We start from the raw sequence: 14973 nt of genomic DNA, 5'->3' as shown, positions 1-14973 counted from the left end.
ATCCGATGAAGAAAACTTCTCAGATGTTCGTGGGGAAGCAAGTTTAAGATGTTATTCATACTTGCGAGCCTGTGCTAAAAGAGATTCAGGAGTAAGGTTCTCAAGCATTTCTTGATCTTTTTCAGATAGGTTTACGGCAGAGCGAGAGCTTTTAGTGGGTTGCTTCTTGAGTTGGTCACTGCCAAAATTTGAATCGCCGTAGAGAGAAAAATCCTCTTGAACCGAGTGAAGTTGAGACAAAGGAATACAATCTTCATATTTATGGAACTGACCACGTTTTAGAGCCGTCAGTGCTCCTGAAACCAGGATGAACTGTTCTTTAAATACATGGTTTAATGCCGCCATGCTTAGATCTTGATTGCTTGGCGTTAGATAGGTCAGATAAGACAACGTGGCCTTTATTAAACTACTTGCTATGGCAGGTATTCCTGCTGACAGGTAGTGTATATGACGCGTTAGAGTATCGATGTCAGTTGTCTGATTCTTAAGTAATTGTGTAGAACACATTTGCTTAATGAAGCGTTTCCAAAAAGAACTTTCAACATCACATTGTTCTAAGATAAGCGAACCTGTTTTTCCAATACGCCTAGCGGAGGTCATCTCTTTGGAAAATAGATTGAGTGTTGATAATGTCCCGACCAATAGGAGCGGTACACCAACTTTGTTAAACAACTCTTCAACGAACTTTAGTGTGGCATTTTCGTTGTTACCGACTTTTTCGTACTGTCGAGTCTCTGATAGGTTTTGAGCTTCATCTAGAGCAATAAGCCCAACTCCATGAATGAGTAAAGCTTTACGAACAGCAATCATTAGTGCCGTGACTGAACTTTTTTGATGTGATTCGTAATAATTCTCTCCCGTTACACTATCAATAGACTCAAGGATCCTCCATAGCAATGCCCGCTGGCCTCTCGCTGTTGGGATATCCACCTTAAGCCAGACAATCTGTTCGTAGATGAATCTTTTCCCTTGATACTCTTGATGAGAAATGATTTGAGGAATGGCTGACAAGATGCTTTCAACCATCGCAGACTTGCCGCGACCTGATAGACCCGCAACCAAAAAGCTCTGCTGATTTGCTGTTTGCTTTAGAGTGCGTTCTTGCCCTTCAGGTATTTCAATAGAGTTGGCAAATTGCAATTGTTTAATATCGCCATACACCAAAGGATTGCGGTAGATATAGCCTCGCTCAATCATGCGAAATACTGTGTCATAAAGGCGAGGGGCTTCATCCTGAACAACATAGCACTCAGATAGGTTATCAATGAATGTTCTGGTGTAGTAGCCATGATGCTCAGTAGGGAGTGAACTCACATCAATCAACATGTCAGGAGATAATGTTGTCGCCTGTATAAATTGTTTAGGTAGCAATGGCATTCCAAGCGCTTCAATCAGAGGATTTCTTGCCATCTGAGAGTTAGGGTGAGGTGTATAATTAGCTATCATCTTGTTCATCATCAAAGTCAAAAAAATCAGGTGTTTCCAAGTGTTGGGTTTTCTTTTTAGCGGTCGAACTATCGATCTCTTCGTAACTTAACGTTGCTGCTATTTGTTCAGATTGTTTGTTGCGTTCAATAGAAGAAACAATATTCTTTCGTTTTTTAATGCCAGTCTCGATAGACTTTGCTGACGATGTTTTTAGGAATCTAGCGTCAGCTTTTGCTTGTTTATCGATTTCATCCAGTTTGTTTAAGAACTCAATTTTGTTAGCGAATGAATACTCTTCATGAAGGCTTTGTTTTTGTTTGGTTAATTCGATTTCATGCAGAGTCGATTGCCAAATCTGATTACGATACGCTTCAGAGCGGTCAGTGAGTTCTAGAGTAATTAGTTCGTTAGATTCAAGGTCTTTACACCAAATTAAGTTCGTTGAATTTTGGTCGTATCGAACCTCTACTGTGTATCGACCAAAATTACGAGCTTTGTCTAACCACTGTTTCTGAATGATTTTGTTAGAGCTGTAATACAGCCCCTTAAAGTAAACACCCTCCATTCTCACAGTCGCCTTGTCAGCAGGTAGTAATGCGAAACGAAGTTGCTCCTCAGGTATCTGAGCTGGTGGGATCATCATTTCTTCTAGCCCATAGAGATATAAGTCTCTAGGAGAGAAACCAACATCATCTCGAGACATCTCAAAGTTATGGTTGTTCTTTCTCAGGCGGTTATTGTTGGTATAAATGATTGTCCTTATGAGCTTTTCCATGAACGCTTCGAAGGACATCGACGCTTTTCTAGAAGCGTGTTGTTCCTCCTTGCAGGGCACTTTCATAACTTGACCAGGTACAAATCGAACAGCATTTTGATGAAAGATATCAAACGCTTTCTCGACAGTTCCTTTACAATCCCCGCGATGATACGGAGCGAAGCTGGCGACTGATAAGCCAATTTCCCCTTTGAGCATGCTTTCAATATTACGGTCTGTATACTCGGAGCCTCGATCCATGACTAACTGAGAGCAGACATGGTGACACGGCCATTCATTTTCAGTAATTTCAACGCCATAGCGATTAGCAAACTGGACTTTGTTGGTAAACGCGTTGAAAAGGGCTTGTGATGCCCCTGTCCAATCAGGGCCGTGAAAACAAGCATGAGTGCCTACAAACATGCCAGACCACGTATCCACAACTAGATAGATCACAGGGCGTCCCGTCGCTAACTGATTGGTTTTGTCATAGGGGTAACGGATGTATTGATCAACAACTGTTGCATCTATTTCGTAACGGCTCGTGGGCCCACGGACGCCTTGTCGAGCAAGACCTGATCGGCCTCGATGGTCTTTTTGGAAGTTGATTGTACCGACAGACTTCCGAATCAATTCAAGCTGATCAACGTTTTGCTTAAAATGGTAGTTAAAGGTGTTTCGTGAAATGAGCTTGGCTCTTGGAACGGGTAAAGCTATTTCATGTGCTCCTTCAACCATTGGTCTAACCCGTGCATACATGAACTTGCGTGTAAACTGATCGTAAAGGTCACTCAACCTGACTTTTCCGCCGTTTGGAATAGTTTTGGCAAATCGTCGAATATTTTTAATATCTTGTTGAGTGACTCCACGATAAGGTGTTCCATACCTAGTTTTGGGGCCACTTTTGCCTAACTCAGGGGCTTGGTCAAATGACGGTGATTCAGGTAAAGACTGATTCGTTCCACAGTTTCTCCATAGAGGGAGTAGAGCATTGATATGAGAACCGTAATACCAATAACGATTTAAAATTTTTGCTACATAACTACGACTGCGGCCCGATTTTTTTATCAAACGATCTAGGATTGAACTGCTATCGATAAATAGATAGCTGTGACGTAGTTCGTCGTTATCGATTAGCGGGGCAATGATGTGGAAGCTGTTGTCTCTACGTTGTAACCATTTACTGCGCTTTTTGTCTTTCAGTAACTCTTCGTCTGACATGTATAGGTAAGGGCTAAAGGAATGCTTTAGCACTTTCCATTTGCCTAGCTCTATTTGACTCAACGTATCACTCAGCGAAAGCGTATAAGGCCTTTTTGGGCGCTCAACATTGAGTTGAGTGACAGCAATCATGTCGAGGTTTTGGCATATATCTACGATGAGATATTCAAGCCCCTTTTTGCCATCGACTAATTTTTGATTAATTCTCATCGTGCTTCGAAATCATGATTACAGGGCGAAAAACTTCTATGCGTTCGTTCAGATCTACATTTAATTGGTTTGAATAGACCAAGTGTTGAAAGATCTCTAGAGCGGCAAGTTCAGAAACATCGTGGGTTGACGCGGAGTAACTCAGACATTGCTTGAGAGTAAATTCAGGATTGCTTAATAAGCAATTGCTGAGGGTTTCTAGCATTCCTTGGCATAAATGACCGTCAATTTGACTCTTCCTGACGTGGTGATATGTCTCTCTAAGCCATTGAAGGTTGTATGTTTTATTAGGGTTTAAATCTTCTTCTGTCACCTGAATTAGGTGATGGTTGTGACGACCCCAATACATTTGCTCTATTCTGAACTTCTGCTTGGTTCGCTTTACTTTTTGCGGAGACTCAAATTCAGTACTCAAAGCTGAACTTGGCTTGTAATTGTATGGCTTAATATAAAGTTGTCCGCTTGTAACATCGTGAATTGTGGCAACAAAATCTGTGGTCATCGTTGCAGCAGGGATTTCTCTGCCATCTCGTTCTTTGTATTTCCCTGGGTGACGATAGTTCAGCTTTTCAGCGCATGAAAGTGTCTCATTGATCGGTAGTGGGTACTGTTCTTGTATGTCTAACACATCAGGGTCATGCTCTAGATGAAGGAATAGCGCGAGCTCGCCCAAACTAAATAGGTGATGACAACGATTAGTCTTGTGGCTGAACAAAATATGCGATAAACCGACACTGTTAGATCTTCTAACTGTAATAAAAGGCTCATAGGTTCCATTTTTAATTTTACCTAAGTGTTTTCTTAATTTATTAAGTTCGCGTCTTGTGATGCTTGGTTGTAAGACTGGTTTCATAATATTAATCCTTAGTGACTAATATATAAGTAGCAGTTCACGACTAGGCTGTCCAACTTATTTTTTCATTTAAGTTATTGTTATAAAAGGATTTATTATAACTTAAATAAATCAAAATCAAGGTGGAGTATAAAAGAAAATTCTTCATATTCAATATGATAATCGAGATTGTTCAAAATAATTACATATTTTTTAGTGACTTTAATATTATTATCTAAATAATTGTCACTGTTTTTAATGTTTATATTTATCAGTAGCTTAATCTATAATTTTTGAGTTACTTGTATTTTTTGATTTTATTTTTCATTGTGCGCCAAAATAAATGTTTTTGTGAGTGTATTTGCACATTATTCTCAGAGTTAGCTATCTATTTTAAATCGACTACTCTTAGAAGTATGTGATCGTTAGTTAAGCCTCGTTATGGTTAGTGCAGAAAGATTTATCAATATGGCATGGGAATTAGAGCTTACCATCTGCTCACTAATAACTGAGCGTACGCCTGCGGGCTATCTAGATATGTGTAGAGACCAAGCGAAGCTTAGAGGCATCGATGTCTTTAGCCTGAACTTTAATGACTATGAATCCCCTCTAGCTGCTTTCGCAGCAGAAGAAAATCGAGAATTAGTTGTTACTTTGGAACAATGTAGACGCAAGACACTTGTCATCTTTGAGGGAGCTGATACGCTCGCCCCGCTGGAATGTCATGAGACGTTTTGGTTGAGATCAATGCTTGTAAACACTAATGAAAATTCTTTTCTTGTGTGTGTGTTCGTTTCAGATGGAAGAGATTTGTATGAGAGTACAGAGTCAGCTTTTTTTGAAAGTATGATAAGAATAGTTTCATAACGAAGTTAATAGTTGTCTTATAGAACAACTAGATACAATTTGATTATGCTCACTGTTTATTAGTGATTATATTCTTATAATCTAGTGTTTTAGTTGATGTTACTTGTGACGCATTATTGAGCAGATTTTAATGGAATTGAGCAACGACAAAGTATGGTTTCCTGATGAGTGGGAAAGCCATGCAAATGACCTTTTGAAAGAACGCTACTCGTCTGCGAATTATATCCCTATACCTGACCATGACAAGGGAGATGGTGGTATAGAAGGTTTCTCACTCGATGGATATGCTTACCAGATGTATTGTCCTGAAGAAGTTGAAAATGTCTCTAAACTTTACGAAAAGCAACGTAATAAGATGACTAGAGATATCGGGAAGTTTATTTCTAATACGGTCAAAATGAGTGGCTTTTTTGGAGATCTAAAGATTAAAAGATGGATTTTGGTAGTGCCTGCTCACAAAACTAAAGACTTAGTGGCTCATGCGACCAAAAAGACTTTAGAAGTTAAGGCTGCAAACCTTGATTATGTTGACAATAATGATTTCAGAGTTTTGATTTGGGATCGTAGTGAGTTTAAAAAAGAAGAAACTATGCTCTTGCGGGCAGGTCTTGCCACATTAAAGCTGGACGTATTGGATATAGAGGAACATCACGTAGCCTCTTTTATCGAAGATACTTCAACGGAGTTTATGTCAAACCTGACTACTAAACTTAGTAAACTCAACTCAACCCCTAGTGTTGTTGCTAATGGCAAAGGTCTTTTAACGCGTAAGGCGATAATGTCCCAAAACATGTTAACTCTACTAAAGGAAGATTACCCAGAGTTCCACAAAGCTATAACCTCAACGAAGGATAAACGAGCTGAAGAGATTTTTATCGAGGCTTTAGACTCATCCCCCGAATCCCAAAGCATCGCTTATCAGAAAAATGCGTTGCGAAAGAAGTTAGAAAACTCTGGCAAACTACATGAAGACAATCTAGATACTATTGCTCTCGGAACTGTTGCTGATTGGCTCATGAACTGTACATTGGATTTTCACTAATGGATTTATTTGATATTGAACCCCAACACGGCATCAAGTTTAACTATAGAGGCGCTTCTGTTGACGCGGAATTTAGACCTCTCTGGCGTATATCGTTGTTAGCATTAATCCTATATAAGCTATGTTCTGGTAACAAAGCTAACTTGAAAAAAATCCAAGTGCTTTATGCTCTTGTTTCGTCCGATAAAAAGCGTGTTGCATATCGGAAAGGTTTACTTTCTTGTGAGAACAGTAACATCCGTTTTGACCCACTTGTAGATCGAGCAATAGATATAGGTATAGGTGAAAAACTATTTGTCATTGATGATGCCAAGAGTATCAAGCTCACCTCCAAAGGGGCGAATTTTGCTAAAAAAATAGATGTTGATACAAATATTTTTATTCTCGAAAGTGATTTCATTAATGTTTACTCGAAATCCCATTTTAACGATCAAAGAATTAACAACATAATTCAGGGTAATGTCATATGTTAAACCTTGTAATAGAGAAACTATCTATTCGTACTCAAACCAATGATGGCCTATATGGTACAGATATTCCTTTCAAGCAAGGTCTCAATATAATTCATGCTGAGAACACGCACGGTAAGTCTACTTGCATACAATCCATTATATACGCGCTTGGATTGGAAGGTTGTTTAGGCCCATCGAGAAAAGTACCTTTAAAAACAGCATTGACCAGTCAATTAAGGGTCGAAGGTGGAAGGAAAGTTAGTGTTATTGGGTCGAAAATATATCTTCAAATTTCTAATTCGACCAAGCGCATGACGATAATGAGGAGCAGCAATGAAGATAGAAAAGATCTGATTTCTGTATATTTTGACTTGTCGGTTGAAGAAGTCCTCGAAAGGAATGACATAGAAAGTTCAGACTACTATTTAAGAGTTGAAGGAGCTGCATCTCGAGAGAGGGGCTTTCACTACCTGCTTGCTGATTTTCTGGAGATAGACCTTCCTATAGTCACCAAATATAGCGGTGGTGAATGTCCACTTTACCTAGAAGCTATATTTGCGATGAACTATGTTGAGCAAACGCGTGGATGGGGCGGTATTCTTAATATATTGCCCACATACTTGGGTATAAAAGAACTATCTGAGCGAGTAATCGAGTTTACCCTAGACCTCGATGCTAGGGGGGTCGCTAAAAGAAGGCAAGAGCATGTTCAGAAGAAAAAAGATGCTGAGAGAGCATGGGAACTAGCTCTTGATAACCTTATGAATGAGGCGAAGAAAACATATGGTTTTGTTTCGAACCAGTTGGACGAGAAAATTGGAAAGAAAACACAATTAGCCAATAGTTCGTACCTTTATTTTTATGATTCTGACAATGCGGTGTCCTATAAAGAGCGTATAGGAAACCTAAATATTGCTTTGGCTAAGCTAAAATATGAGTTCACTAGTACTAAGCTTGATTCGAAAAAAATTAGCAAGCTAGAGCGTGATTTAGAACAGCAGCAAACCCTTCTAAGCAGCCAAGAAAAGAGCATTAGTATGTTACTTTCTGACTTGTCAGTATCTGATAAGTACTTTGGCTCCATTAAGGATAGGATCCATGATGTCCAAGACAGTTTGCGAAAGTATAAAGATCTCCAACGTCTTGAGGAAATTGGGTCTGAAGAGAATTTTTCTATCGTACAAAAGCAATGCCCGACTTGCCAAAGGAAAATGCCTGAAACACTGCTAACGGAATTAGGAGATAATGATTCAAAGGTTTTGGGCTTAAATGACAATATAAAATACCTAGAAAAGCAACTGGATGCATATAGCGCCTTAGCGAAAGGAGAGGCACTAAAACTTGATAGAAAAGAAAACTTGTTGGGAGAATCTCGGTCTGAGTTGACTAAAACTCGTGCAGTCATAAGAAGTATCAAGGACAGTTTGATCGACTCGACTGCTGCACCATCAAGAAGTGATATTAAGAAAGAGCTTCTTCTAGAAGGAGAGGTTTTTTCATTGGAAAAAGCTCTCCGAAGCGAAGAAGAAATCAAGGGAAAGATGGATGAAGCCTTGTTGTCATGGGGTATAGCCGAAAAAGCTCTAAGCGCACTTCCATTTAATGGCTTAAGTGCCAATGATCGTAGAAAGTTAAGAGCTTTAAAAAACAGCTTTGTGACTAATCTAGAGGCGTTTGGCTATAGCAGTAGCGATCTCAAGGACTTCGAAATATCAGAACGAAGTTTCAAACCAGCGCTTAATGAGGTTGATATTAATTCAGAGGCTTCAGCCAGCGATAACATTCGTGTTATTTGGTCATATCTATATTCGATGTTAACTCTAGATAGTGCTTCTGGACAGGAAACGAATCATTTGGGATTACTAATCCTCGATGAACCTCGACAACAAGAAGCTAAGAACGAGAGTTTTCAAGAGTTCATTATAAAATCATCGGAAGTAAAGAGAATAGGTAAGCAGATAATCATAGGAACAAGTGAAGATTACAATAATCTCAACTTAGCTACTTCTGGACTTGATGTTGAGTTGAGACACTTTGATTCGTATATTATTGGTAAGCTATAACGAATTTTTCTTGTTACAGGAATAGGCGGATTGTTTAAGCTTTCGAGAATTTATTGGCTTTCTAATCGGTATAGGTTCTGCGAGTTTTCCTCGATCTGGCTTAAATCATAGCAGAGTTCCTAGTCTCCGAAGTTAAAGCGGTAAAAAAACAAAAGGCGAACCAAACGGTTCGCCTTTTTTTATTCGAGTTAGTTTCCAACTTAGTTATCGGTTTCCAACTCGGTTATCACAGTTTCCAACTTGGTTATCTGTGATCACGCTTCGAATTAGTCTTCGTAGTTATCGATGCTTGGGCAAGAACAGATTAGATTACGGTCACCGTATACGTTGTCTACACGGTTAACTGTAGGCCAGTACTTCGAGTTCTTCGTTGCTTTCGATGGGAAACAACCAAGTTCACGAGAGTAAGGGCGATCCCATTCTGCGCCAGCTAGGTCAACTTGTGTGTGTGGTGCGTTCACTAGAGGGTTGTTGTCTAGTGGCCATTCACCGTTTTTCACTGCTGCCATTTCGTGGCGGATTGCGATCATCGCTTCACAGAAACGGTCTAGCTCTTCTAGGTCTTCAGACTCAGTAGGCTCAACCATTAGCGTGCCAGCTACTGGGAAAGACATCGTAGGCGCGTGGAAACCGAAGTCCATTAGACGCTTAGCAATGTCTTCTTCGCTAATGCCTGTCTCTTCTTTTAGTGGACGAATATCGATAATACATTCGTGCGCTACGCGGCCATTAGTACCACGGTAAAGAACAGGGTAGTGAGGACGTAGTTTTTCCATCACGTAGTTCGCGTTCAGAATCGCAACTTTAGTCGCGTCTGTTAGGCCTGGTTCGCCCATCATTGCGATGTAAGCCCAAGAGATAGGTAGGATTGAAGCACTACCCAGATCTGCTGCTGATACCGCGTAGTCAGAACCTTGTACACCATTTTCGATGTGACCTGGTAGGAAAGGTGCTAGGTGCGACTTAACGCCGATAGGACCCATACCCGGACCGCCACCACCGTGTGGGATACAGAAGGTTTTGTGCAGGTTCAAGTGAGAAACATCAGAACCGATGAAGCCCGGAGAAGTAAGGCCTACTTGAGCGTTCATGTTCGCGCCGTCTAGGTAAACCTGACCGCCCGCTGCATGCACTTGTTCACACACCTCTTTCACTTGCTCTTCGTATACGCCGTGCGTAGAAGGGTAAGTGATCATGATGCTTGATAGGTTGTCTTTGTGCTTCTCGATTTTCGCTGCTAGGTCTGTCATGTCGATGTTGCCATCTTCATCACACTTAACAACTACTACCTTCATTGAAACCATTGATGCTGTTGCAGGGTTAGTACCGTGCGCAGAGCTTGGAATCAGACAAACGTTACGGTGACCTTCACCGCGGCTTGCGTGGTAACGTTGAATAGCGATTAGACCAGCGTATTCGCCAGATGCACCAGAGTTAGGCTGTAGTGAGAAATCGTCGTAACCAGTGATTTCGCATAGCTTCTCTTTAAGATCTTTTGCTAATGCTGTGTAACCAGCCGCTTGCTCTAGAGGTGCGAATGGGTGAATTGAACCAAACTCAGGCCATGTTACTGGGATCATCTCAGCAGCAGCGTTCAGCTTCATCGTACAGCTGCCCAGTGGGATCATGCCGTGCGTTAGTGAGAAGTCTTTGTTCTCAAGCTGTTTTAGGTAACGCATCATTTGCGTTTCGCTGTGGTGCGTGTTGAATACTGGGTGAGTTAGGAACTCAGATTCACGACGGCAGTTTTCTGGAATTGCTGCAAATTCGTTTGATGCAATGTCAGAAGATAGTGCTTGAACGTCTTCTTTCACGTCGAAGATAGCGAACAATGCGTTCACGTCGTCGATCGTTGTTGTTTCATCTAGGCTGATACCGATCTTACCTTTAAGAAGGCGAAGGTTGATGTCTGCTGCTTGCGCTTTCGCATACAGTGTATCGGTCTTCTCTTCAGAATTGATCGTGATGGTATCGAAGAAGCTGTTGTTCGTTAGCTCGTAACCCGCTTTAGTCAGGCCAGCCGCTAGGATAGCTGTCATGTGGTGTGTACGACGAGCAATAGTACGTAAGCCTTCTGCACCGTGGTAAACTGCGTAGAAAGACGCCATGTTTGCTAGAAGTGCTTGAGCTGTACAGATGTTCGATGTCGCTTTCTCGCGGCGGATGTGTTGCTCACGAGTTTGCATTGCCATACGTAGCGCTTGGTTACCATGAGTATCGATTGAAACACCGATTACACGACCTGGCATTGTACGCTTATGCTTTTCACGAGTTGCCATGAATGCAGCGTGTGGACCGCCGTAACCCATAGGAACACCGAAACGTTGCGCGCTGCCGATTACTACGTCTGCGCCCATTTCGCCAGCTGGCTTAAGTAGAGCAGAGGCAAGTAGGTCAGTTGCAACCGTTACAAGAGTCTTGTTTGCTTGAGCTTTGGCAATGATGTCTGTTAGGTCGCGAACTTCACCTGTTGTACCAGGGTATTGAACTAATGCACCAAATACGTCTTGCTCTGGAAGTGTTTCAAGAGCGCCAACCATTACTTCAAAACCGATGTACTCAGCACGAGTTTTAACAACTTCTAGTGTTTGAGGGTGAACATCGTCAGCAACGAAGAAGACTTTGCTCTTGCTTTTACCAGCACGCTTACACAGTGTCATAGCTTCGCCAGCCGCTGTCGCTTCATCAAGAAGAGACGCGTTCGCGATTTCCATACCTGTTAGGTCCATTACCATTTGTTGGTAATTCAGTAGAGCTTCAAGACGACCTTGAGAGATCTCTGGTTGGTATGGTGTGTAAGCTGTGTACCAGCCTGGATTCTCTAAAACGTTACGTAGAATAACGTTTGGAGTGAATGTGTTGTAGTAGCCTTGGCCAATGAAAGTACGTTTCACTTGGTTTAGGTTAGCGATCTCTTTAAGAGAGGTCAGCATGTCCATTTCGCTCAGTGGCGCAGCAAGTGTCATTGGTTTTTCAAGACGGATTTGTGCAGGAACCGTTTCGTCGATCAGTGCTTCTAAGCTAGTCGCGTTGATCGCTTCAAGCATTTTTTGCTGGTCTGCTTTATTAGGGCCGTTATGACGAGCAACAAACTCGTTTTGAGTACCCAGGTCTTTCAGTAATTGGCTTTGAAGTAATTCAGTCATGATATGTTCTACTTTCTCTCTGGAGCCGTGAGCTAGCCCCTAAAATTAAACTGCTCAAAAGAGCAGCTTTATCGTAATGAGGTTACCTATTAGTCTTCTTCGATAGAGCTTAGGTATTCTTCCGCATCCTTAAGGTTGTCTAGTTCAGACGCATCAGACATCTTCACTTTAACAATCCAACCACCTTCATAAGATTCTTCGTTAATTAACTCAGGGCTATCTTCTAATTCTTCGTTGATTTCTACGATTTCGCCAGAGATTGGTGCGTAGATATCAGAAGCTGCTTTCACTGATTCAACTAGAGAGAAGCTTTCGCCAGCTTCGATTTCGTCTCCAGTGTCAGGCAGGTCAACAAACACAACGTCACCTAGCATCTCTTGAGCGTGCTCAGAAATACCGATAGTTACAGTACCGTCACCGTTGTCTTTTACCCACTCGTGGCTGTCTGCAAACTTTAGTGTATTGTCCATTGCTTATTCTCCAAAAATTTATGAGGTTTTAATTTAGATCTTAAAAACGGTTTAACGGTAAAGAGGGAAGCGTTTGCAAAGCTCTTTAACTTGCTTGCGAACACGTTGCTCAACTTCAGCGTTGCCTTCAGGGCTTTCAACTAAGCCGTCAAGAACATCGCCGATCCATTCACCGATAAGTTTGAATTCTTCAGTGCCAAAACCACGACTGGTTCCAGCTGGCGTACCTAAACGGATACCAGAAGTAATCATAGGCTTCTCTGTATCGAATGGTATGCCATTTTTGTTACATGTGATCCCTGCACGCTCTAATGCTTCTTCAGTTACGTTACCTTTCAAGCCTTTAGGGCGAAGGTCAACCAGCATTAGGTGCGTGTCTGTTCCGCCAGTCACAATGTCACAACCGCGAGTTTGCAACACTTCAGCAAGAACTTTTGCGTTGTCGATCACTGAATCAATATAAGTATTAAATTCTGGGCCAAGTGCTTCGCCAAACGCCACTGCTTTAGCCGCGATAACGTGCATTAATGGACCGCCTTGAAGGCCAGGGAACACTGCAGAGTTGATCTTTTTGTTGATGTCTTCGTGGTTAGTAAGAATCATACCGCCGCGTGGACCACGAAGTGTTTTGTGCGTTGTTGTTGTAACAACGTGTGCGTGTGGTAGTGGGCTAGGGTGAGCACCTGTCGCGATAAGACCCGCGATGTGTGCCATATCGACCATTAGAATAGCGCCAACTTCGTCAGCGATTTCACGGAACTTAGCGAAATCAATCACGCGTGGAATAGCACTACCACCAGCGATAATCATTTTAGGTTGGCTTTCGATTGCTAAAGCGCGAACCGCTTCGTAATCAATTTCAAGTGTGTCGCGGTCTACGCCATATTGAACTGCGTTAAACCATTTACCAGACATTGCAGGTCGCGCACCGTGTGTAAGGTGACCACCAGCATCTAGAGACATACCAAGAATAGTGTCGCCAGGTTGAAGTAGGGCAAGTTTCACTGCGCCGTTCGCTTGAGCGCCAGAGTGAGGCTGTACGTTTACGTATTCGCATTTGAACAGCTGTTTAGCGCGTTCAATAGCGATAGCTTCTACTGTATCTACGTGCTCACAACCACCGTAGTAGCGACGGCCAGGGTAGCCTTCTGCGTATTTGTTGGTTAGGCAAGTGCCTTGAGCTTGCATTACTGCTTTAGAAACGATGTTCTCAGAAGCAATAAGTTCGATTTGTTCGTTTTGACGAGTGTTCTCTGCTTGGATTCCAGCAAATACTGCATCGTCAGTACCAGATAGGTTCGTAGAGAAAAAACTGTCTAAGCTATGGTTTTGGTAAGCGTTCATTGTCGAGACCTTTCATTAAGCTAATGGTGATTGTTTTTATAGTCCATTAGGTCTTACGTTGATTTCTGCATCGGAATCGTTTGCGCTATATAGGTATAGATAAACGTGAATTGCGTTATAAATATACTCTTACAGCGTCTAAGCGATCGTTGTAGGGTCAATGCAGCACGAATTGTTTCCCAAAAAGTTCGGGTAAAAAACAGCTCTTACAAATGTTAAATCTATCATTTGCTGCAAGCTGAAGTAGCATCTCTTCATCTAACAAGTCGATAACATAGCTCCGATAAAATCAATTTTCAACAAAAATTTCCAATAGGAAACAACTTTTCTAGTTTTGCTACAGGGAGCACGCTTTATTTCTCTGTGTGCTCTTTAATCAACAAAGCGCTTCATGCAACAATGAAATTAATAGACAGGAAGCAAGAAATTAATGAGGGACCTATGTCAGAAGACATTTATGATGAGTACCCATCTTTAACGTTGGCGAAAGAAACGTTAGACCAGAATATCGAACCACTTAGGCTTGGCCAACGTATTAAAGATATCCGCGGCAAGCTTGGGATTACATTAGAAGAAGCAAGCCAAAGAACAGGCTTAGCTCGCTCTACGCTCAGCAAAATCGAGAACGAACAGATCTCACCAACATTTCAAGCAATGCAGAAGTTGGCGATGGGCTTGCAAATAGATATGCCACAACTCTTTGAACCGCCAAGGAAAAAAGTGGCAACAGGACGTCGCGACTTAACCAAGGCAGGCCAAGGTAAGCCACACCCAACACCGACTTACGAACATGAGCTGCTTGCGACTGAGCTTTCTAATAAGAAGATGATGCCGTTTAAGAGCCGCGTGAGAGCTCGTACTTTTGAAGAGTACAACGATTGGGTGCGTCATGACGGTGAAGAGTTCTTAATGATCATCTCAGGTGATGTGATGTTCTACTCAGAATTCTATGAACCTGTCCCGATGAGTGAAGGCGATAGCATGTATTATGATGCCAATATGGGCCATATGCTGATTTCTACCAGTACAGAAGATGCACTCATTCTGTGGGTGACTGCAAAATAAGTTAACAAACTTAGAATTTCTTATAGTGAATGCAAACGTTTGCTTTTGTTTCGAACGTTAGCCAATAGACGCGATATTG

General features: G+C 41.8%; 11 protein-coding genes. 5 read left to right on the top strand and 6 right to left on the bottom strand.

Annotated features, from left to right (window positions below; genetic code table 11):
- Window positions 1–51: 51 nt before the first annotated feature.
- From ATB74_RS05530 to ATB74_RS05520, 3 genes are read right to left on the bottom strand one after another with little or no spacing between them, the layout of a single operon-like run.
- A complete protein-coding gene (locus ATB74_RS05530) occupies window positions 52–1446 on the bottom strand; it encodes an ATP-binding protein (protein ID WP_061017744.1) in 1395 nt (464 codons plus the stop codon).
- On the bottom strand, window positions 1436–3613 hold the full coding sequence (locus tag ATB74_RS05525) for a Mu transposase C-terminal domain-containing protein (protein WP_061017086.1): 2178 nt from the start codon (window positions 3611–3613) through the stop codon (window positions 1436–1438). The genes ATB74_RS05530 and ATB74_RS05525 overlap by 11 nt, the downstream gene beginning before the upstream one ends.
- Window positions 3603–4466, bottom strand: a complete 864-nt coding sequence (locus tag ATB74_RS05520; protein WP_061017082.1) for a heteromeric transposase endonuclease subunit TnsA — start codon at window positions 4464–4466, stop codon at window positions 3603–3605. Before ATB74_RS05520 ends, ATB74_RS05525 begins: the two co-directional genes overlap by 11 nt.
- 447 nt (window positions 4467–4913) lie before the next feature.
- On the opposite strand from ATB74_RS05520, the gene ATB74_RS05515 reads away from it, so the two are divergent.
- The 4 genes from ATB74_RS05515 to ATB74_RS05500 all read left to right on the top strand — a co-directional run bounded on the left by ATB74_RS05515 (window position 4914) and on the right by ATB74_RS05500 (window position 8869).
- Complete coding sequence (locus tag ATB74_RS05515; protein WP_061017079.1) at window positions 4914–5312, top strand: hypothetical protein; 399 nt, start codon at window positions 4914–4916, stop codon at window positions 5310–5312.
- A gap of 130 nt (window positions 5313–5442) precedes the next feature.
- Complete coding sequence (locus ATB74_RS05510) at window positions 5443–6354, top strand: hypothetical protein (protein ID WP_061017077.1); 912 nt, start codon at window positions 5443–5445, stop codon at window positions 6352–6354.
- Window positions 6354–6827, top strand: coding sequence for a hypothetical protein (locus tag ATB74_RS05505; protein WP_061017075.1), 474 nt, complete (start codon window positions 6354–6356; stop codon window positions 6825–6827). Before ATB74_RS05510 ends, ATB74_RS05505 begins: the two co-directional genes overlap by 1 nt.
- The gene (locus ATB74_RS05500; RefSeq protein ID WP_061017073.1) at window positions 6821–8869 is read left to right on the top strand and encodes an ATP-binding protein; all 2049 of its coding nucleotides are present in this window, start codon (window positions 6821–6823) and stop codon (window positions 8867–8869) included. Before ATB74_RS05505 ends, ATB74_RS05500 begins: the two co-directional genes overlap by 7 nt.
- A gap of 266 nt (window positions 8870–9135) precedes the next feature.
- Here ATB74_RS05500 and gcvP read toward each other — a convergent pair whose 3' ends face one another.
- The 3 genes from gcvP to ATB74_RS05485 all read right to left on the bottom strand — a co-directional run bounded on the left by gcvP (window position 9136) and on the right by ATB74_RS05485 (window position 13829).
- On the bottom strand, window positions 9136–12015 hold the full coding sequence (gene gcvP / locus ATB74_RS05495) for an aminomethyl-transferring glycine dehydrogenase (RefSeq protein ID WP_061017071.1): 2880 nt from the start codon (window positions 12013–12015) through the stop codon (window positions 9136–9138).
- An 89-nt stretch (window positions 12016–12104) separates the two neighbouring features.
- The gene (gcvH, locus tag ATB74_RS05490) at window positions 12105–12485 is read right to left on the bottom strand and encodes a glycine cleavage system protein GcvH (protein ID WP_017105929.1); all 381 of its coding nucleotides are present in this window, start codon (window positions 12483–12485) and stop codon (window positions 12105–12107) included.
- A gap of 51 nt (window positions 12486–12536) precedes the next feature.
- Window positions 12537–13829 (bottom strand): serine hydroxymethyltransferase, encoded by a 1293-nt coding sequence (locus ATB74_RS05485; protein ID WP_060981380.1) that lies wholly within the window; start codon window positions 13827–13829, stop codon window positions 12537–12539.
- A 441-nt stretch (window positions 13830–14270) separates the two neighbouring features.
- On the opposite strand from ATB74_RS05485, the gene ATB74_RS05480 reads away from it, so the two are divergent.
- Window positions 14271–14894 (top strand): helix-turn-helix domain-containing protein, encoded by a 624-nt coding sequence (locus ATB74_RS05480; RefSeq protein WP_017064652.1) that lies wholly within the window; start codon window positions 14271–14273, stop codon window positions 14892–14894.
- Window positions 14895–14973: the final 79 nt, after the last annotated feature.

The sequence above is a fragment of the Vibrio splendidus genome (assembly GCF_001557875.1).
Taxonomy (GTDB): domain Bacteria; phylum Pseudomonadota; class Gammaproteobacteria; order Enterobacterales; family Vibrionaceae; genus Vibrio; species Vibrio splendidus_F.
This window is presented reverse-complemented; position numbering and strand designations above follow the sequence as displayed.